Source organism: Nocardia coffeae, from assembly GCF_019890715.1.
GTDB lineage: Bacteria > Actinomycetota > Actinomycetes > Mycobacteriales > Mycobacteriaceae > Nocardia > Nocardia jiangxiensis.
In genome coordinates this window covers 23661-42577 of record NZ_JAINZY010000026.1, presented here as the reverse complement: position 1 = coordinate 42577, position 18917 = coordinate 23661, and the positions used below count along the sequence as shown (strand labels likewise).

Here is an 18917-nt window from a genome sequence, read left to right as displayed (position 1 = left end):
ACCGGATCGTCGTGATGGTGTGGATCACAGGCCTGGTTATGGATTCGGATGGACGACCGAATCTAGGATGACCTACTAGTTGGCCCGGCGGCGGAAACGGCCGGAAAGGACACATCATGAGCGAGCCCGAGGTTCTCATCGAGGTGCGTGACGGGCTGGGCCTGATCACGCTCAACCGGCCCAGGGCCATCAACGCGCTCAATCATCCGATGGCGCTGGTCATCCTCGACGCCCTGCGCGAATGGGTGGACGACGAGCGGGTGCGGACCGTAGTGCTCACCGGTGCGGGCGAACGCGGATTGTGTGCGGGCGGCGATATCGTCGCCATCCACCGCGACGCGAAGAACGCCGTGGAGAACGGCGACACGGCCGGAGCCGATTCGCCCAGCGGGCGGTTCTGGCGGGACGAATACATCCTCAACGCGCTGATCGGCCGGTATCCCAAGCCGTATGTGGCGATCATGGACGGCATCGTGATGGGCGGCGGCGTCGGCCTGTCCGGGCACGCCGGGCACCGTGTGGTGACCGAACGTTCCCTGGTCGGCATGCCCGAGACCGGTATCGGATTCGTCCCGGACGTGGGCGGCACGCATCTGCTCTCGCACGCACCCGGCGAGATCGGCACACACGTCGCGCTGACCACCGCGCGGATGAGCGCCGGGGATGCCATCGCCGCCGGATTCGCCGACTATTTCGTGCCCTCGGAACAGATTCCGGCGCTGCTCGACGCGCTGGGCACCGCCGAGGCCGATATCGCCATCGCCAAATTCGCTCAGCCCGCGCCGGTTTCGGTCTTCGTCGAGAGTCGGGGCTGGATCGATTCCTGCTACGGCGCGGACACCGTCGAGGAGATCGTGTCCCGGTTGCAGAACGACGGCCGCGCCGAGGCGGCCCGCGCCGCCGCCGATATCCTCGCGAAATCGCCTGTGGCGCTGAAGGTCACGTTGCGTGCGCTGCGCGAGGCCCGCGCGGACGCGAATCTCGAGCAGTCGTTGAATCGGGAGTACCGGGTGTCGATCGCCGCACTGGGCACGCACGACCTGGTGGAGGGGATCCGGGCCCAGGTCATCGACAAGGACCGCGATCCGCACTGGTCTCCGGCCACGCTCGCCGAGGTCACCGATGCCGAGGTCGAGGCATATTTCCGTGAGCTCGGTGCGCACGAATTGGGTTCGGCCGCACCGCGTGACGAGCGCTGAACGCACCGAATGTCAACCATGCCGAGGCGATCGGGGACCACTCCGCTATGGTCACCGATGTCCGGACTCGATCGGGAGAGGAACACGAGATGACTTCGCAGGACGAATCCGTGCAGAACGGCGGACCGGATTTCGAGACCATTCTCCTCGAGCGCACCGGCCGCGTCGCGGTGATCACGCTGAACCGGCCCAAGGCGCTCAACGCGCTCAATTCCCAGGTGCTGGTTGACGTTTCGGCCGCACTGGACCTGCTCGAGAACGACGAGGGCATCGGCGCGGTCGTGCTGACCGGATCCGAGCGGGCCTTCGCGGCGGGCGCGGATATCAAGGAGATGCAGACCAAGTCCTACATGGACATGTTCCTGGTCGATCACTTCGCCGGGTGGGACCGCCTGGTCGCGTTCCGCAAGCCGATCATCGCCGCAGTCGCCGGATATGCGCTGGGCGGCGGCTGCGAGCTGGCCATGATGTGCGATCTGCTGATCGCCGCGGACACCGCGAAGTTCGGTCAGCCCGAGATCAAGCTGGGCATCATCCCCGGTATGGGCGGCTCGCAGCGGCTCACCCGGGCCGTGGGCAAGGCCAAGGCGATGGATCTGATCCTCACCGGCCGCAACATGGACGCCGAGGAGGCCGAGCGCGCGGGGCTGGTCTCGCGCATCGTCCCGGCCGCCGACCTGCTGACCGTGGCCCTGGAGACGGCGCAGACCATCGCGTCCATGTCGCTGCCTTCGGTGATGATCGCCAAGGAGGCGGTGAACCGCTCGTTCGAGAGCACGCTCGGTGAGGGGCTGCGGTTCGAGCGACGGGTGTTCCACTCGCTGTTCGCGACCGAGGATCAGAGCGAAGGTATGACCGCGTTCGTGGAGAAGCGGGCCCCGGACTTCACCAACCGCTGAGTTCACCGACCGCTCGGCCTCGGCGTCGGGGGCAAGTTCCAGTAGCGTGGGCCCCGTGTGGAAGCAGGTGGCAGGGGCGGCGGTCATGACCTGCGCGGTGCTGTCCGTGGCGGGGTGCGGGAGCTCGGGCGGGCCGTCCGCGGTTCCGCGGTCGAGCGTGCCCGTCGTCCCGGCGCAGGCCGTCGCGATCGGGCGGTGCGGATCGGTCTCCGACGCCGACATCTCCCGGGCCACCGGGCTCACCGGATTGCAGCAGGTGGCGGCGAATCCGATGCGCTGCAGCTGGGATGCGGGCACCGGTGGCGACTACGCCGTCGTCTTCCAGTGGTTCCGCGGGACCTCGCTGCGGGATCGGCGCGATCAGGTCACCCTCGGCACGCCCGCGACGGTGCAGGTCGCGGGTCATCCGGGCATTCTCTGGTCGGGCGCGAAGGCGTGTGAGATCGCGGTAGCCTCGGGCGGGTCGGATTTCATCGACTGGATCCTCACCGGCAGCGGGCCCGAACCCGCACGGCCGCAGGGGTGTTCGGAACTCGAGCAACTCGCCGCCGATACTCTCGCGAAGGCGGGTTAGCGATGCGTGTGCTGGGCCGGATGGCGATCGCGGTGCTGCTGGCCGCCGCGGTGGCCGGGTGTTCGGGCGGCGGTACTCCGCAGACACGGACCACCCCGGCCGCTGATCCGAATATCCTCGCCGGATGCGGGCCGCTGAGCGAACAGGCCCTGGCCGGTCAGCTGAAGGCGTCCTCCGTGCGTCGGCAGAGTGCGCCGACGACCTGTACCTGGACCGCGCAAACTGCCGGCGGCACAGTCGATCTCAGTTACAGCTGGTTCTCCGGCGATGTGCTGATGCGGGAGACGCAGGTCGCCGCGCAGTACGGATATCGGACCGAGAAGGTAGTGGTCGATCGATTCGGCGGGATGTACTGGCGTGACCCGCAGGATCCGGGCAGCTGCGGAGTGACCGGTGCGGATTCCGGCACGGTCACCTGGTGGGTGCAGAACCGCGACCACGCCGCGCAGCCCGACCCGTGTGTCACCGCGATGAGCCTGTTGCACACCACACTGACCTTCGACGGTATCTGAGCGCGAAACTACCTGGGCGGCAACTGCTTCGCCGGAGTGCCCGCGACCTCGACCGGGGTCTGCGGGGCGTTGTGGGTGGGGGGTGCGCTCGAATCCCGGTTCGTACTCAGCAGACCCGCCACCGTCGCTCCCAGTGTCGCCGTAACAGCAAGCGCGGCAACAAGTTTGCGCTTGGATACCGGTGTGGAATCGGTGGGACGTAAGCTCGGCCGCGCACCGAACCGCACGCCCCGGACACGGCGGGCCGAGGGCAATTGGGAGGCCATCAGCACCGCACCGCGCGCGGAGACGAATTCCGGTTCCGGATCGTAGATGACCGGCAGATCCAGCAGTTGTCCCAGCGCCTCGCGAATCCCCGGATTGCGGGAACAGCCGCCCAGCAGGGCGATGGCCCTCGGAGGGACGCCCGTCTCCTCGATCATCTGCCGCACATAAGACACCGAATGGTGGATTCCGGCCTCGGCCAGCTCCTCGAAATCGCTGCGTGTCACCACCATTCGCTGCCCGCTGCGCAGATCGGTGGCGGTCAGCACCGGTGCGGTGGTCAACCCCTCCTTGTAGGCGCGACTGGTCGGCTTATCGATGTTCAGCCCGCCGTGCGCCAGATGCCAGCGCAACAGCGCGTCATGTCCGTCGCCGCCCAGCACGGTGCTGCGCTTGACCGCCAGGATGACGTCGGTGCGGCAATCGGCCTCGGTGACGGTGAGTCCGGACGCGCCCAGATCGTAGAGCAGTACCGCGCCCTCGTCCGGAAGCTGATCGCTGAAGCGCAGATAGCGCAGCTGGGCGAGCGGTTCATCGACGACGGTGAGTCGGCTGCGACCGGCCATGGCCCGCACCGCTTCCTCGTGCAGGGAACAGCGGCAGGTGACCGAGATGCCGGTGATGAACTCCTCGCGCTGTTCCGCGGCATCGCGCATCAGGCGTATGGCCGTGAACACCGATTCCTCGACGCCGCCCCCGGCCCGTCGTGGCACGGTACAGCGATCGATCGGCGGCAGATGCGGCTGGTCGGAGTGCGTCAACATCGCGCGAGCTCCGCCAGCGCCCGCCGACACCCCCAGGACCAGCACCATGGCCTCCATGGTGAACCTTTCGCGCGTGGATGGGAAGGTCATGGCAACCATGTCGCTGGCTGGATGCTGAATGGTTATCTGCGCCTGACGATGTCAGTCTCCGAATCGGACTTTCATGCCTGCCGGTCTGATATCAATCCTCGTCAGGACCAGTGCGTCGGTGTGTCGCCGATGTCGAAATCGCCTGCGGCCCGCCGGAATTCCGACAGTAGCTGCAGTAGCTGGCGCAGGCGCTGCGGCGGTAGGCCGGGCCGTGCGAAGACCGATTCGTTCAACTCCTCGGTCGCCTGCGCGACCAACCGGCGACCGGCATCGGTGATCTCGATCAGCGTCGCCCGGCGATCGCTCGGATGCGGTACTCGCTTGACCAGTTCGGCGGCCTCGAGCCGGTCGACGGTATTGGTGACACTCGTCGGATGCACCTGCAACCGGGCACTGGCCACGGCCATCGGCAACGCTCCGGTCCGGCTGAAACTCAGCAGCGCCAGCAATTCGTAGCGCGAGAAGGTCAGCCCCGACGGTCGCAATGCCTCGTCCACCCGCGCCATCACGATCTGCTGCGCCCGCACCAGCGAGGTCACCGCCGCCATCCCGTCCGCGACCTCACCCCAACCGTGTGAGGTCCACTGGCGATGGGCCTCTGCGATCGGGTCCAGGGGCAGCGGGCGGGGTGTAGCCATGAATCCGAGTCTAGATGGGCTCCATCTTCGGCCTCCGCTTCGCTGTGTCCTCGGCCTCCGCTCCGCTCCGGCGGTTCGCGGCCCCCGAGGTCTCACCGCTGAGCCCCGTGTCGGGTACTCGTTCCTCGCACCCGCCACGCGTCTCAGCGGCGAGACGGGCCGCGAACAGGTGGGCGTTGTCCGGGGTTGGTGGAACGGGTGCGAAGGGTGTTTTCGATCATGGTGACCGGAACCCTGGGCTCGCGAGAGCCGGGACGGCAGTATGAATTCCGATGCGGGTGTGCCTGAGTGGTTTAGGGGGCGGTCTGCAAAACCGTGTACGCGGGTTCGATTCCCGCCACTCGCTCTGTGTCTTCGGCCTCCGCTGTGTCTTCGGCCTCCGCTCCGCTCCGGCGGTTCGCGGCCCCCTGAGTCTCACCGGTCGGCCCCGTGTCGGGCACTCGTTCCTCGCACCCGCCACGCGTCCGACCGGCGAGACGGGCCGCGAACGGGGCTGGTGTTGTCCAGGGCTGGCGGAACCGGGTATGCGGGGCTGGTGTTGCGGTCGGTGGTCGAACGCTGTGCAGCCGTGTGGATGTGGCGACGATATGTCGATTTGCGATGTGTGTGCCTGCTGGCCGAGTTAGGTCAGGCCCGAAAGGTCGCGTAGGACAACGTGATTGCGGTCGGTGGTGGTGCCGAGGGTGTATTCGGGGATGAGGCCCAGGTATTCGGCTCGGCTGCGGGTGCTCCAGCGGCGGGCGTCGGGGGTTCGGGTCTTGTAGAAATTGACGGTGTAGCCGCCCTCGTAGAGGCGTACGAGGGTGTAGCCGCCGGGATATTCCTTGACCGCGCCGACCTCGAGGAATTCGACGTTCAGCGGGATGTCCGGGGCGGTGCGGCGGTTGCGGTGGGTGTGGCCCGCGTGATGCAGGAAAACCCCGGGCGCGGATCGATAGAGGTTCTGCAGGGTCGTCGCATCGGCGCGGTTCAGGGTGAAATCCGGGCCGTTGATATTGGACAGGGCCGAATTCAAGGTGACGGGGTGGTGGCCGAAAACCAGTGTCGGGCGGTCCGGGTCGGCTCGCAGCACCTCGCGCAGATGGGCGAACTGATCGGGATCGATGGTGCCGCCCGCCGCGTCGAGGCGGGTGGTGTCCAGGCCGAGCAGCCGCAGCTCGCCCACCCGATGTTCGGTGAGTTGTCCTCGCGCGCCGAATGATTCGCCCCAGCAGTCGTGGTGGGCGGTATCGGCCACGGTGGGACATCCGGCGTATTCCGCGCCGACGTGCGGCCGATCGTGATTGCCGCGCACAGCGAACCAGTCCCGCTCGGCCCAGCCCCAACGGTCCAGATGCGCTCGCACGGAACGGCTTTGGTCCGGTGTGGCCTCGGCGGTGAGGTCACCGGCCAGCAGCAGATGGTCCGCGCCGCGGTCGGGGCGGCGCAGATCGCCGAGCATCGCGGTCAGCATCACCTCGGGATACGGCGGCAGTCCCGGTTCCTGCCGGACGCTCGGCGGATAATCGTTCGCGAGCAGACCGGCGATCTCCTCGCCGAAATGCACGTCGTTGGACAGCGCCACGGTGCGCACCAGGCGGCCCAGCGGCGGCACCGGCGTGCTGAAAAGTCCTGTGCATTCGGCACTTCCGGGCAGATGCGTCACCACGGTCGCCGCGGGGGTAGCCCGCACGCCGTCGGACCACGCCTCGAAGCGATAGCCGCGACCGGGTTCGAGACCGGTGATCTCGGCGTAGTGGTACGGCGTCCGGTCGGTGTCGTCGTGGACGATCCGCGCCGGACCGGTCGAATCGGCCGGGGCCAGGCGGACCTGCGTGCCCGCAGCCACCGGAATCCGATTCCCGGCCGCATCCGCCCCCAGTGTGGTCCAGGTCAGGATCACCGAATCCGGTGTCAGCGTCACCAGCTCGAGATCGGTGGCGATCGTCGAATTAGGTTGTGCACGAGCGGTTCCCGCCGCGACCATGATCGGTGCGACTGCCAGCGCCGCCAGCATCCGTCGCCGATTCGGACCACAACACGTCATCAGCGGCCTCCCCGTTCGCACCCTGCCCGCCGTCCGAGCGCGGGCATCGTCACCGCGCAGGTTACGGCACGCGGGCGTCCGGCTCGTGGCTCAGCGCAGGTCGTAGTGGTATCTGCTGGTCGGGACGACGTCGATCTCGCGGTTGGCCCCGAAAGCATCGATGCTGGTCATCATGCGGGTGACCCGGCGTTGCAGCTCGGCATCGTCGCCGCCGCTACCCCAGAACGCGTGCGGATCGGTCATGGCGGCCATCGGGAACAGCTCCTCGACCAGGCCGTCGACCCGACGTCCCGGAGTTATCGCCGAGACGACGGTGTTCTGCAGATAACCGAAGGTCGCCTGGGTTTCCATGGCGATCGTGGTGTGCACCTCGTGCCAGTACCGCCGCCACGCCTCGGGCGTCATCTCCGACGGGATCCGCAGGAACGCGATGTTGGACAACGCGTCGAAGCGCACGCCGTCGGCGGTGGCGGGAGGTCGCATCGGGACGCGTTCCTCGACGATCCAGCCCTCCACCCGATCCGCGAGCTCGGTCAGTTCGCGGGTGATCGGTTCCTGGCCGGTCTCGGTCCACACGCTGACCACCGCGGCCACCGGTTCGTCGTAGGTCGACAGCCGCAGATTCGCCGCCGCGACATCGTCGTCGACCACGTTGACCTGCAGTCCGGTCGCGCCCGCGCGGGCCAGCCGGGTGTGTGCGTCGGGGGAGCGCAGCGTTTCGGCCAGCGCCGAACCCCACAGGGCGTACATCAGTTTCATCTCGGCGCCCTTTCGGCATCGGTGTGGTCGACGAGGCTATCGGTGCGCGGCGATCGTCCGCGGGAATTCCCGCGGACGATCTCGCTGAGCGGAATTCGCCCGATCAGCGAGCGGTGAGTTCGGCGAGCCGGAAGGCGACGGCCCGCCGGACGCTCGGGAACGAGGTCGCGGTGCGAATCACGATGTTGCGCAGTGCACGTGCCGGTCGCGGACGCAGGGTGGCCATGCGGGTCATCCGATCGGTGAGGGTGACCACGCCCTGGGCGACCGGGCGGCGGATTTCCTCGTACCGGTCGAGCAGCGTGTCCGGCTCGCCGTGCAGCACCCGCGCGAGCAGTTGGCCCAGCAGTGCGCCGTCCTGGATACCGGTGTTCATCCCCTGCCCGCCGGCCGGGCTGTGCACATGGGCGGCGTCACCGGCCAGCAGGATGCGGCCCGCGCGGTAGTGGTCCGCGAGCCGGTGGTGCACGCGGAAACGCGAGCTCCACAGCACCTCTCGCACCTTTCCGCCCGGACGCCGGTCGTCGATGATGGCCTGCATGAAGGCCAGGTCCGGATGTTCGGGCGCGTCGTCGATGGTGGCGACGATGCGGTACCGGTCGTCCTGCTCGTCCGGCAGCGGTGCGACGAGGGTGAATCCCTGCGGCGCCAGGTGCAGTGCGACCTCGGTGCGCGGGTCGGGCCAGTCCATCCGGACGTCGGCCAGCGCGAACGATTCCGGATAGCTCGCCCCGGTGAATCCGATCCCCGCCTGTTCGCGGACCACACTGTGCATGCCGTCCGCGCCGATCACGTAGTCCGCCCGGATCGATCCGGAATCGCCTGCGGCATCGGTGAATTCGACGGTGACGCCGGTATCGTCGCCCGCGACCGCGGTCACCGTGTACGGCCGCAGAACCGTGCCACCGGCCTCGCGGAGCCGGGCCAGCAGCACCTCTTCGGTGGTGGCCTGGCTGATCAGCAGCGTGTAGGGGAATGGGGTCGGCAGGTCGTCGAAGCGGACGGTGGCCAGGCGCTGTGAACCGTCGTTGAGGTCGAACTGATCGATGACGAGTCCGCGTTCGTTCAACTCCGCGGCGACGTCGAACTCGTCCAGCACCTCGAGGGTGCGGGCGTGCACGACCGCGGCGCGCGAGGTGTTCGCCCCCTCGGGCAGCCGATCCAGCAGGACCACGTCCACGCCCGCGTCGGCGAGGGCGATTCCGGCGGTCATTCCGGCGGGACCGGCACCGATGACGACGACCGCGGCGGTGGCGGGAACGGTGTTCATAACGGCTCCTCAGATCTGCCAACATCTGTTGGCCAACGGCTGTTGACGTCAACGATAGGACTCCGGCAGTGGCACGTCAACAGTTGTTGGCCTACATTTGTTGGCATGACTGCCGAGCCCACCGCACGCCGCTCCGATGTCACCCGCGCCGCCATCCTGGCCGCCGCCCGGCGCCGCTTCGCGCAGGACGGATTCCGCAAGGCGACCATCCGGGCCATCGCCGCCGACGCCGAGATCGATCCGTCGATGGTGATGCGGTACTACGGCAGCAAGGAGGGGCTGTTCGACGCGGCCCTGGAGATCGATCTGGAACTGCCGGATCTCGGTGTGGTGCACCAGGATGCGCTGGGGGAGACGATCGTGCACCGATTCCTCGAACTTTGGGAGACCCCGCCCGGTGACGAGATCCTGCTCACCCTGCTGCGCTCGGCGGTGACCGACGATTCGGTGGGCAAGCGCGCCCAGCAGATCTTCGCCGGACAGATCATGCCGATGGTGTTACGCGTCGGCGATCCGGCCGACGCCCCGCGCCGCGCGGGCCTGATCGTCAGCCAGATCCTCGGCATGGCGCTGTGCCGCTACGTGCTGCGGCTCGAACCCGTGGTCGCGATGACGCACGCCGAACTGACCGCCGATCTCGCACCCGTTCTGCAGCGCTACCTGACGCTACGTCCGGGCGAATCCTGACCTCCGCGACCCCGGACCTGCCGGGCCGTAGGGTTGAGCTGCCGTCGTGGCGACACGACGCGCACGAGGAATGCGAGGTGCGGTGGAGAACTCGGTGCAGGACCTGGCCGCGCGGCTGCCCGCGGGCCGCGTCGTCACGGACCCGGACGTCATCGAACGGTACGGGCACGACGAGGCCGAATGGGCGCCCCACGAGCCGCCGCTGGCGGTGCTGCGGCCGCATTCGGCCGAGGAGGTCCGCACCATCGTGCGGTGGTGTGCGGAGCATCGCACGCCGGTGATCGCGCGCGGCGCGGGAACGGGACTGTCCGGCGGGGCGAACGCGACCCGCGGCAGTGTGGTGCTCTCCTTCGAGCGGATGAACGCCGTACTGGACATCGATCCGCTCGAACGCGTCGCGGTCGTCCAACCGGGCGTGGTCAACGAGGATCTGCGTACCGCCTGCGCCGAGCACGGGCTCTGGTATCCGCCGGATCCGGCGAGCGCCCCGTGGTCCACCATCGGCGGCAACGTCGCCACGAACGCGGGCGGACTGTGCTGCGTGAAGTACGGGGTGACCCGCGACTACGTCCTGGGCATGCAGATCGTCACCGGCACAGGGGAATTGGTGCGGCTGGGCCGTCGCACCGCGAAGGGCGTGGCGGGCTACGACCTGGCCGGGCTGATGGTCGGCTCGGAAGGCACGCTCGGCGTCATCACCGAGATCACCGTGCGGCTGCGCCCGAAGCGTCCGGCCGAGCGCACCGTGGCCGGATACTTCGACTCCATCGTCAGCGCCGGACGCGCCGTCGAGGCCGTGGTCGGTTCCGGGGTGATCCCCTCGGCGCTGGAACTCATCGATCGGCATTGCCTACGCGCGGTGGACGATTGGAAGAAACTCGGACTGTCGGTGGACGCCGAGGTGGTCCTGCTCGGCCGGGTCGACGTCGCCGGATCGGTCGGTGAGGCCGACGCGGAGACCATGCGCGACTGCTTCGAGAAGGCCGGCGCCACCTGGAGTGCGGTATCCACCGACGAGATCGAATCCGAGGCGCTGTTCCAGGCCCGCCGCCTGGCCTATCCGGCGGTCGAACGCCTGGGACCCGTTCTCACCGAGGACATCTGCGTCCCGGTGCGCGCGGTGCCCGACATGCTCGCCCGCATCGAGGAGATCGCGCTGCGGCACGACACCGTGATCGCCAATATCGCCCACGCCGGTGACGGCAACCTGCACCCCCTGCTCATCACCTCGCACGACGACGAGGCCGCCCGTACCCGAGCCCAGGCCGCCTTCTCCGACATCATCGACGCCGCACTGGATTTCGGCGGCACCGTGACCGGCGAACACGGCGTCGGCCTGCTCAAGATGCCCGGCCTGTCCCGCGAACTCGACCCCGTGGCCATGGCCATGCACCACAGCATCAAACAAGCCCTCGACCCGCTGGGAATCCTCAACCCGGGCAAGGTGATCGACGTGCGCGACGCAGAAAAGCCCTGACCGGCAATGTGACGGTCAGGGCTCATGTGCTCTGAGTGCCCTCGGCAGGAATCGAACCTGCGGCCTTCTGCTCCGGAGGCAGACGCTCTATCCCCTGAGCTACGAGGGCGGGGATGGACCCGTTCGTCCATTGTCCGATCGGGCTGGGAAAGCGTATCGCATCATGGGCCGTGCGCCAAAAAGCGGGATTCGGCGGGTGTCAGGTCATGGGGAGCGGGGTTGCGTCGCGGGCGGCCAGGAGTTGGGTCATGAGTTGGATTTCGCCCTGCTGGGTGGCGTTCATGCTGTCGGCGAGGGTGCGCACGGCGTCGGTGTCGGCGTGGGTGCTCGCGTAGGCGACCATGGCGATGCCGCCGCGGTGGTGGCGGAGCATCAGTTGCAGGAACAGGGTGTCCTGGGCGGGGCCGGTGAGTTGGCGTAGTTGTGCCAACTCGGCGTCTGTGGCCATGCCGGGCATGGATTGCACCGGGCCGGTGGGCGTCGCGGTTATCGGCATCGAACCCATCGATCCGTGCATGGTCGCGTGGTCGGTCATCCAGCCCATGTAGCCGTCCGGATTCAGGGTCGGCCGCTCCCACAGCTGCAACCAGCCCTGCATGCGCCCGGCCTGATTCTGCTGGGTGGTCAGGATGTCGTAGGCCAGCCGCTTCACCTCCGGATCACCGCCCCCGGACAATTCGAGCGCGGCCATCTGCACGGCCTGCGCATGATGCACCGACATGTCCTGACAGAAGCCCACATCCACTGCGTTTGGCGCGGCATCCACGCTGTGCTGCAACGGGATTCGCGCTATCACGCCGATCGCGAATCCGGTCAGCAACAGGCACGCCCCGATCAGCGCCAGGAGTGTGGTGCGGCCTCGGGGAGACTGCCCGGACCCGTCCAAGGGCTCTTCGTCGTCAGTCGAATCGACATTCCCGGGCAACTCGGCCTCGGCGCCTGCCGGTTCGTACCGTCGGTTGCCGACCCGTCCGGCGGCAGATCCGCCGGAGCCGGTCGGATCCGTTTCCTGGCCGGATCCGGATGCCGCGGCCTCGCCGACGGATTCGGTCGACGTCCGGTGCTCACCGAGGCCGGTATCCGTCGATCGGCTGGTCGGACCGTTGTCCTCGGCCGCCATCTACCCGCCTGCCCCCGGGACGAACTGGCCGCCGCCGGACGGAACGGGGATGCCCGGGATTCCACCCGGCAACGCGCCGCCCATTTCGCTCAGGTCCGCCTGCAATCCCTTGCCGTCCATCGGGATCGCGTCCTTGCCGGGGGGAGTGGGGTCGAATGCGGGTGGGTTGTCGGTGTCGAAGGTCGGGTTCGCGCAGTCCGCGCCGACCTCGGGGTAGGTGTACTGGTTCAGGCGCAGGGCGCTGATGAATTCGCCGACGCGCTTGTCGTCGGCGCTGTCCAGCTTCAGCTGGTGGCCCCAGGACTGCAGCGAGACGGCGTGATCCAGACCGGGATACGGCGACATCAGCATGGCCGGCTTCCCCGCGACGCGCTGCTTCAGCGAATCCAGGGCCGCGCCGGTGACCTTGTCGGGGTTGTAGGCGATCCAGATCGCGCCGTGCTCGATCGAGTGCACCGCGTTCTCGGTGCGGATCGCCTTGCCGTAGACCACGCCGGTGCAGGTGGCCCAGGACGCGTCGTGCGGGCCGCCCATCGGCGGGGTCATGTCGTAGGCCACCCGCTGGCTCGCCGAGACGTGCAGACCGGCCGGATAGTCCTTGCGCACCACACCCGCGATGTCGGTCGAGGGATCCTTGTGCTCGGCGGTCGGGGTGAACTTCTGCGTATCGGCCTTCTGCTGGTATTTCGGCACCAGGTAGATTGCCAGCGCGGCGACCAGCACCACGATCACGACGCCGCCGCCGACGATGGGCCACTGGATCCGCCGTCCCCCGGGCAGTTTCGGACCCCCTCCCGATTTACTCGCGGGAGCGGACCGGGCGGCGGCACGAATGGCCTTGGCCGATTTTGCGCTGGTGTTCGGCATCGCTGATGGGCTCTCTTCGATCGGTCGGCTGATCCGAGTCCGGGAAACCCGCTGGCGGCGCCCCCCTGCTCGAACCATAGGATAGTTACCCGTGACTCCAGTTGACCTTGCAGATCTCCTTCGTGCTACCGCCGCGAAGGTGCTCGTGGAACGTGGATCGGACCCGGGGGTCCTGCCCGACGAGGTCACGGTGGAGCGCCCGCGCAATCCCGAGCACGGTGACTATGCCACGAATGTGGCCATGCAGGTGGCGAAGAAGGCCGGAATGAATCCGCGCGAACTCGCCACTCTGCTCGCCGAGGCGCTCTCGGCCTCGGACGGTATCGACACCGCCGAGGTCGCCGGCCCCGGATTCCTCAACATCCGCCTCGCCGCCGGCGCGCAGGGCGCGATCATCGAGAAGATCCTCGCCGCCGGTGAGCGCTACGGCACCGCCGACACCCTCGCGGGCGCGAAGATCAACCTGGAATTCGTCTCCGCCAATCCGACCGGTCCGGTTCATCTCGGCGGCACCCGCTGGGCGGCGGTGGGCGATGCCCTCGGCCGCATCCTGATCGCCCAGGGCGCGGAGGTGACCCGGGAGTACTACTTCAACGATCACGGCGCGCAGATCGACCGTTTCGCCAACTCCCTGGTCGCCAAGGCCACCGGCGCGCCCACCCCGGACGACGGGTATGCGGGCGCGTACATCACCGAGATCGCCGACACGATCGTCGCGGCGAATCCGGGCGCGGCGGAGCTGCCCGAGACCGAGCGGCACGAGCTGTTCCGGCGCGAGGGCGTCGAGCTGATGTTCGGGCAGATCAAGGCGTCCCTGCACGATTTCGGCACCGACTTCGACGTCTATTTCAACGAGAGCGCGCTGTTCGAATCCGGTGAGGTCGAGCGCGCGGTGGCGACGCTGAAGTCCTCGGGGAAGTTGTACGAGAAGGACGGCGCGTGGTGGATAGCCTCCACCGAATACGGTGACGACAAGGACCGCGTGGTCATCAAGAGCGACGGCAATTCCGCCTACATCGCCGGTGACATCGCGTATTTCCACAACAAGCGCTCGCGTGGTTTCAACCTGTGCATCTACATGCTCGGCGCGGACCACCACGGCTACATCGGCCGTCTCAAGGCCGCCGCGGCCGCCTTCGGCGACGATCCCGCCACCGTCGAGGTGCTCATCGGCCAGATGGTTAATCTGGTGAAAGACGGTGTGGCCGTGCGGATGTCCAAGCGCGCGGGCACCATCGTCACGCTCGACGACCTGGTAGACGCGATCGGCGTCGACGCCGCTCGCTATTCGCTGATGCGCTCCTCGGCCAACAGCAGTATCGATATCGATCTGGACCTGTGGACCAAGCAGGAGAGCGTCAACCCGATCTACTACGTGCAGTACGCGCACGCCCGCACGTGCCGGATCATCGAGAACTCGGAGTCCTTCGACTTCGCCTCGGTGACACCGGATTTCGCCGCGATGACCGCGGATCGCGAGGGCGAGCTGATCCGCACCCTGGGCGAGTTCCCCCGGATCGTGGCCACGGCCGCGGAGATGCGCGAGCCGCATCGGATGGTGCGGTATCTGGAGGAGCTGGCCGGTGTGTACCACCCCTTCCAGTCCGACAACGAGATGCGCGTCCTGCCGCAGGGCGACGAGCCGCTCACCCCGCGGAACGCCGCGCGTCTGGAATTGGTGAAGGCGACGCGTCAGGTGTTGCGCAACGGTCTGTCGCTCTTGGGCGTCAGCGCTCCGGAGCGCATGTGAATTCGCGTCACACCTCGATGAGGAAGGAACATCCGGCATGAGTGCGCATCCGGCCGGGCCGCGACACGCCGAGATCCCGCACGCCCCGAATCTTCCGGAGCGGCCGAAGGATCCGGCGCAGCTGATCGATCTGCCCGAGAACGTCTGGCCCCGCAACGCTTCTCGCGATGCCGACGGCGTGGTGCGCCTGGCCGGTGTGCCGGTATCCGACCTCGCCGAGCGGTTCGGCACCCCGCTGTTCGTGGTGGACGAGGACGACTTCCGTTCCCGCTGCCGGGATATGGTGCGCGCGTACGGGCCCGACGCCCGAGTGCACTACGCCTCCAAGGCATTCCTGTGCGGTGAGGTGGCGCGCTGGGTTCGCGACGAGGGGCTGTCCCTGGACGTGTGCTCCGGCGGCGAACTCGCGGTGGCGCTGCACGCCGGATTCCCGGCCGAGCGAATCGCCTTGCACGGCAACAACAAATCGGTCGCCGAACTGGATGCGGCGGTGTCGGCCGGAGTGGGCCACATCGTGGTCGACTCGCTGATCGAGATCGACCGGCTGGAGGCCGCGGCCGGCCGCGCGGGTGTGGTGCAGGATGTCCTCGTCCGCGTCACCGTCGGCGTGGAAGCCCATACGCACGAATACATTTCGACCGCGCACGAGGATCAGAAGTTCGGCTTCTCGATCGCGGGCGGCGACGCGATGGAGGCGCTGGCGCGGGTGTTCGAGGCGCAGAATCTGCGTCTGGTCGGCCTGCACAGTCACATCGGTTCGCAGATCTTCGACATCGACGGCTTCGAGATCTCCGCGCGCCGCATGCTGCGTCTGCTGCGCGAGGCGATCGAGAAGTTCGGCGTCGAGCGGACCCAGCAGATCCACACACTGGATCTCGGTGGCGGACTGGGTATTTCGTATCTGCCCGGGGACGACGCGCCGCCGCTGGACGAGTTCGCGAAGAAGGTCCGGCACCTGGTGCAGTCCGAGTCCGCGCAGATCGGACTGCCCACCCCGACCATCGCGATCGAACCGGGCCGCGCCATCGCCGGACCGAGCACCGTCACGCTGTACGAGGTCGGGACGATCAAGGACGTCGTCCTGGACGCGGGCGCACAGCGCCGCTACGTCAGCGTGGACGGCGGCATGAGCGACAACATCCGCCCGGCGCTGTATCAGGCCGAATACGACTGTCGTCTGGTCTCGCGGTCCAGCGAGGCCGCCGCGGTCGTCGCTCGCGTAGTCGGAAAGCATTGTGAGAGTGGCGATATCGTCATTCGCGACACCTGGATGCCCGAGGACGTCGGTCCGGGCGATCTGATCGCCGTGGCGGCGACGGGTGCGTACTGCTATTCGATGTCGAGCCGGTACAACCTGTTGACCCGACCGGCGGTGGTCGCCGTGCGCGATGGGCAGGCGCGCCTGATCCTGCGTCGGGAAACGGTGGAAGATCTCTTGAGCTTGGAGGTGCAGTAATGGCGGCATCGCGTAGCGATTCGATGGGGGGCGGTGGCCGGGCGACGGGTGGGCCGGACCAGGGATATCCCTTCGGATCCGATCATCCGATCGGCGTCGCGGTCCTGGGCATGGGAAATGTCGGCACCGAGGTCGTGCGGATCATCCAGGAACAGTCCCAGGACCTGCGGCAACGCGTCGGCGCGCCGCTGGTGCTGCGCGGGGTCGCGGTACGTCGGCTCGACGTGGACCGGGGCATCGATCCCGAGCTGCTGACCACCGACGCACGCGCGCTGGTCAACCGCGAGGACGTGGATCTGGTCGTCGAGGTGATGGGCGGCATCGATCCGGCCCGGGAACTGATCGGCGCCGCGCTCACCGCGGGCAAGTCGGTGGTGACGGCGAACAAGGCGTTGCTGGCCGACTACACCGGCGAGCTCGCCGCGGCCGCCGAGCACAGCCGCGCGGATCTGTACTTCGAGGCCGCCGTGGCCGGGGCGATCCCGGTGGTGCGCCCGCTGATCCAGTCGCTGTCCGGCGACCGGGTCAATCGCGTGGTCGGAATCGTCAACGGCACAACGAATTTCATCCTGTCGGCGATGGACGAGACCGGTGCGGACTACAGCGCGACGCTCGCGGAGGCCACCCGCCTCGGCTACGCCGAGGCCGATCCCACCGCGGACGTCGAGGGTTTCGACGCTGCCGCGAAGGCCGCGATCCTGGCGTCGCTGGCCTTCCACACCCGGGTCACCGCCGCGGACGTCTACCGCGAGGGCATCTCGCGGATCACCTCGGAGGATCTGGAGACCGCCGCCGCCGTCGGTTGCACTGTCAAGCTGCTGGCAATCTGCGAGCGAGTGCCAGCGGGCCCCGGCGAACCCGGGTCCGCGCAGGGCGGCAAGGACCGCATCTCGGTCCGGGTGTATCCCGCGCTGATCCCGCGCAAACATCCGCTCTCCTCGGTGAGCGGCGCATTCAACGCCGTCGTCGTGGAGGCCGAGAATGCGGGCCGGTTGATGTTCTACGGTCAGGGCGCCGGTGGCGCGCCGACCGCATCGGCGGTGATGGGTGATCTGGTGATGGCCGCGCGTAACAAGTTCTTCGGTGGTCGCGCACCGGGCGAATCGGTTTATGCTGAGCTGCCGATCGCGCCGATCGGCGATACACCGACCCGCTACCACGTGAACTTGAAGGTCGCCGATCGCACCGGAGTTCTGCGGGCGGTCGCCGGGGAATTCGCCCAGCACGGTGTCAGCATCTCGACCGTCCGTCAGGAGGGACAGGACGAGGGCGCGCGACTGGTCGTGGTCACCCACCACGCGACCGAGTCGGCGCTGGCAGATACGGTGGCCGCGTTGGCCGAGCTGGAATCCGTCACGTCCGTGACCAGCGTTGTGAGATTGGAAGGCACCGAGGAATGAACAAGACAGGAGTGCCGATCCCCACCGCGGTACACAAACCCTGGCCGGGGCTGATCGAGGCATATCGGGATCGCCTCGCGGTCGGCGCGGACTGGGAGACGGTCACGCTGTACGAGGGCGGCACGCCCCTGGTGCCCGCGCACCACATCTCCGAACTCACCGGATGTGAGGTGTATCTCAAGGTCGAGGGCCTGAACCCGACCGGATCCTTCAAGGATCGCGGGATGACCGTGGCGATGACCGATGCCAAGGCGCGCGGTCAGAAGGCGGTCCTGTGCGCCTCCACCGGCAACACCTCGGCTTCGGCCGCGGCGTATGCCACCCGGGCGGGCATGCACTGCGCGGTGCTGATCCCGCAGGGCAAGATCGCGATGGGCAAGCTGGCCCAGGCGGTCATGCTGGGCGCGAAGATCATCCAGGTGGACGGCAATTTCGACGACTGCCTCGAGCTCGCGCGCAAGGTCACCTCGGAGTTCCCGCAGGTCGGCCTGGTGAATTCGGTGAACCCGGCGCGTATCGAGGGGCAGAAGACCGCGGCCTTCGAGATCTGCGACGCGCTCGGCCGCGCCCCCGACGTGCACGCGCTGCCGGTCGGCAACGCGGGGAACATCACCGCCTACTGGAAGGGCTATGGCGAATATCACGCCGACGGCCTGACCACCGCGCGTCCGCGCATGCTCGGCGTGCAGGCCGCGGGTGCCGCACCGCTGGTCAACGGCGCGCCGGTGAAGGATCCCGAGACGATCGCCACCGCCATCCGGATCGGCGCGCCCGCGTCGTGGAACAGTGCGGTGGCCGCCAAGGAGGAATCCGGCGGCGCGTTCCGCGCGGCCACCGACGAGGCGATTCTCGAGGCGTATCGCCTGGTCGCGGGCACCGAGGGCGTATTCGTCGAGCCGGCTTCGGCCGCCAGCGTGGCCGGGTTGCTGGCCGCGCGCAAGGAGGGTTGGCTGGATGCGGGCCTGACCGTGGTCTGCACGGTGACCGGTAACGGCCTCAAGGATCCCGACACCGCGCTGTCGGGTATGCCGCAGGTCCAGGCGATCGCGGTGGACCCGGTCGCGGTCGCCCACGAGCTGGAACTGGCTTGAGTTGACCGCGCGGGAAGGGCAACGTGAGCGAGTGAACCATGTCACAACTCCCGCAGTCGCCGACGCCGAGCGGC

17 protein-coding genes and 2 tRNA genes are annotated in these 18917 nt (G+C 68.1%); 11 read left to right on the top strand and 8 right to left on the bottom strand.

What is annotated here, in order from left to right; translation table 11 throughout:
* The first annotated feature begins 116 nt into the window (after positions 1 to 116).
* The 4 genes from K7711_RS45245 (at position 117) to K7711_RS45230 (ending at position 3184) form a co-directional block, all read left to right on the top strand.
* Positions 117 to 1199, top strand: coding sequence for an enoyl-CoA hydratase/isomerase family protein (locus tag K7711_RS45245; protein WP_222979035.1), 1083 nt, complete (start codon positions 117 to 119; stop codon positions 1197 to 1199).
* An 89-nt stretch (positions 1200 to 1288) separates the two neighbouring features.
* Positions 1289 to 2098, top strand: a complete 810-nt coding sequence (locus tag K7711_RS45240; RefSeq protein ID WP_222979033.1) for an enoyl-CoA hydratase — start codon at positions 1289 to 1291, stop codon at positions 2096 to 2098.
* Positions 2099 to 2153: 55 nt separating this feature from the next.
* Positions 2154 to 2672 (top strand): DUF3558 domain-containing protein, encoded by a 519-nt coding sequence (locus tag K7711_RS45235; RefSeq protein ID WP_222979031.1) that lies wholly within the window; start codon positions 2154 to 2156, stop codon positions 2670 to 2672.
* Positions 2673 to 2674: 2 nt separating this feature from the next.
* Complete coding sequence (locus K7711_RS45230) at positions 2675 to 3184, top strand: DUF3558 family protein (protein ID WP_222979029.1); 510 nt, start codon at positions 2675 to 2677, stop codon at positions 3182 to 3184.
* An 8-nt stretch (positions 3185 to 3192) separates the two neighbouring features.
* Here K7711_RS45230 and K7711_RS45225 read toward each other — a convergent pair whose 3' ends face one another.
* On the bottom strand, positions 3193 to 4302 hold the full coding sequence (locus tag K7711_RS45225; RefSeq protein ID WP_235748800.1) for an Hsp70 family protein: 1110 nt from the start codon (positions 4300 to 4302) through the stop codon (positions 3193 to 3195).
* A 101-nt stretch (positions 4303 to 4403) separates the two neighbouring features.
* Positions 4404 to 4940: a MarR family winged helix-turn-helix transcriptional regulator gene (locus K7711_RS45220; protein WP_222979027.1), complete on the bottom strand. Its 537-nt coding sequence runs from the start codon at positions 4938 to 4940 to the stop codon at positions 4404 to 4406.
* A 274-nt stretch (positions 4941 to 5214) separates the two neighbouring features.
* On the opposite strand from K7711_RS45220, the gene K7711_RS45215 reads away from it, so the two are divergent.
* Positions 5215 to 5286: transfer RNA gene (locus K7711_RS45215), tRNA-Cys, on the top strand.
* Positions 5287 to 5562: 276 nt separating this feature from the next.
* Here K7711_RS45215 and K7711_RS45210 read toward each other — a convergent pair.
* From K7711_RS45210 to K7711_RS45200, 3 genes are all read right to left on the bottom strand, one after another.
* Positions 5563 to 6966 carry a metallophosphoesterase gene (locus K7711_RS45210; protein ID WP_222979025.1) on the bottom strand — a complete coding sequence of 468 codons (1404 nt, stop codon included), beginning with the start codon at positions 6964 to 6966 and terminating at the stop codon, positions 5563 to 5565.
* 90 nt (positions 6967 to 7056) lie between these two features.
* Positions 7057 to 7725: an EthD domain-containing protein gene (locus K7711_RS45205; protein WP_222979021.1), complete on the bottom strand. Its 669-nt coding sequence runs from the start codon at positions 7723 to 7725 to the stop codon at positions 7057 to 7059.
* A 103-nt stretch (positions 7726 to 7828) separates the two neighbouring features.
* Entirely contained in the window at positions 7829 to 8995 is a 1167-nt protein-coding gene (locus K7711_RS45200) for an FAD-dependent oxidoreductase (protein ID WP_222979019.1), read from the bottom strand.
* A 105-nt stretch (positions 8996 to 9100) separates the two neighbouring features.
* On the opposite strand from K7711_RS45200, the gene K7711_RS45195 reads away from it, so the two are divergent.
* A complete protein-coding gene (locus tag K7711_RS45195; protein WP_222979017.1) occupies positions 9101 to 9682 on the top strand; it encodes a TetR/AcrR family transcriptional regulator in 582 nt (193 codons plus the stop codon).
* Between the two features lie 70 nt (positions 9683 to 9752).
* Positions 9753 to 11159, top strand: coding sequence for an FAD-binding oxidoreductase (locus tag K7711_RS45190; protein WP_222979071.1), 1407 nt, complete (start codon positions 9753 to 9755; stop codon positions 11157 to 11159).
* 36 nt (positions 11160 to 11195) lie between these two features.
* Here the strand turns inward: K7711_RS45190 and K7711_RS45185 are convergent.
* The 3 genes from K7711_RS45185 to K7711_RS45175 all read right to left on the bottom strand — a co-directional run bounded on the left by K7711_RS45185 (position 11196) and on the right by K7711_RS45175 (position 13146).
* Positions 11196 to 11268, bottom strand: a tRNA-Arg gene (locus K7711_RS45185).
* Between the two features lie 90 nt (positions 11269 to 11358).
* On the bottom strand, positions 11359 to 12084 hold the full coding sequence (locus K7711_RS45180) for a DUF305 domain-containing protein (protein WP_372460268.1): 726 nt from the start codon (positions 12082 to 12084) through the stop codon (positions 11359 to 11361).
* A gap of 195 nt (positions 12085 to 12279) precedes the next feature.
* Positions 12280 to 13146, bottom strand: a complete 867-nt coding sequence (locus K7711_RS45175) for a thioredoxin-like domain-containing protein (RefSeq protein ID WP_222979014.1) — start codon at positions 13144 to 13146, stop codon at positions 12280 to 12282.
* A 91-nt stretch (positions 13147 to 13237) separates the two neighbouring features.
* Here K7711_RS45175 and argS point away from each other — a divergent pair, with 91 nt between their 5' ends.
* From argS to thrC, 4 genes are read left to right on the top strand one after another with little or no spacing between them, the layout of a single operon-like run.
* A complete protein-coding gene (argS, locus tag K7711_RS45170) occupies positions 13238 to 14896 on the top strand; it encodes an arginine--tRNA ligase (protein WP_222979012.1) in 1659 nt (552 codons plus the stop codon).
* A gap of 37 nt (positions 14897 to 14933) precedes the next feature.
* The gene (gene lysA / locus K7711_RS45165; protein ID WP_222979010.1) at positions 14934 to 16352 is read left to right on the top strand and encodes a diaminopimelate decarboxylase; all 1419 of its coding nucleotides are present in this window, start codon (positions 14934 to 14936) and stop codon (positions 16350 to 16352) included.
* A 23-nt stretch (positions 16353 to 16375) separates the two neighbouring features.
* Positions 16376 to 17752, top strand: coding sequence for a homoserine dehydrogenase (locus K7711_RS45160; protein ID WP_222979069.1), 1377 nt, complete (start codon positions 16376 to 16378; stop codon positions 17750 to 17752).
* Positions 17749 to 18843, top strand: a complete 1095-nt coding sequence (gene thrC / locus K7711_RS45155) for a threonine synthase (RefSeq protein WP_222979008.1) — start codon at positions 17749 to 17751, stop codon at positions 18841 to 18843. Before K7711_RS45160 ends, thrC begins: the two co-directional genes overlap by 4 nt.
* Positions 18844 to 18917: the final 74 nt, after the last annotated feature.

Excerpts from the sequence above, each read along its gene's own strand:
- K7711_RS45245 (WP_222979035.1), top strand. The coding sequence starts at position 117 with ATGAGCGAGCCCGAGGTTCTCATCGAGGTGCGTGACGGGCTGGGCCTG.
- K7711_RS45240 (WP_222979033.1), top strand. The coding sequence starts at position 1,289 with ATGACTTCGCAGGACGAATCCGTGCAGAACGGCGGACCGGATTTCGAG.
- K7711_RS45230 (WP_222979029.1), top strand. The coding sequence starts at position 2,675 with ATGCGTGTGCTGGGCCGGATGGCGATCGCGGTGCTGCTGGCCGCCGCG.
- K7711_RS45225 (WP_235748800.1), bottom strand. The coding sequence starts at position 4,302 with ATGACCTTCCCATCCACGCGCGAAAGGTTCACCATGGAGGCCATGGTG.
- K7711_RS45220 (WP_222979027.1), bottom strand. The coding sequence starts at position 4,940 with ATGGCTACACCCCGCCCGCTGCCCCTGGACCCGATCGCAGAGGCCCAT.
- K7711_RS45210 (WP_222979025.1), bottom strand. The coding sequence starts at position 6,966 with ATGACGTGTTGTGGTCCGAATCGGCGACGGATGCTGGCGGCGCTGGCA.
- K7711_RS45205 (WP_222979021.1), bottom strand. The coding sequence starts at position 7,725 with ATGAAACTGATGTACGCCCTGTGGGGTTCGGCGCTGGCCGAAACGCTG.
- K7711_RS45200 (WP_222979019.1), bottom strand. The coding sequence starts at position 8,995 with ATGAACACCGTTCCCGCCACCGCCGCGGTCGTCGTCATCGGTGCCGGT.
- K7711_RS45195 (WP_222979017.1), top strand. The coding sequence starts at position 9,101 with ATGACTGCCGAGCCCACCGCACGCCGCTCCGATGTCACCCGCGCCGCC.
- K7711_RS45190 (WP_222979071.1), top strand. The coding sequence starts at position 9,753 with ATGCGAGGTGCGGTGGAGAACTCGGTGCAGGACCTGGCCGCGCGGCTG.
- K7711_RS45175 (WP_222979014.1), bottom strand. The coding sequence starts at position 13,146 with ATGCCGAACACCAGCGCAAAATCGGCCAAGGCCATTCGTGCCGCCGCC.
- lysA (WP_222979010.1), top strand. The coding sequence starts at position 14,934 with ATGAGTGCGCATCCGGCCGGGCCGCGACACGCCGAGATCCCGCACGCC.
- K7711_RS45160 (WP_222979069.1), top strand. The coding sequence starts at position 16,376 with ATGGGGGGCGGTGGCCGGGCGACGGGTGGGCCGGACCAGGGATATCCC.
- thrC (WP_222979008.1), top strand. The coding sequence starts at position 17,749 with ATGAACAAGACAGGAGTGCCGATCCCCACCGCGGTACACAAACCCTGG.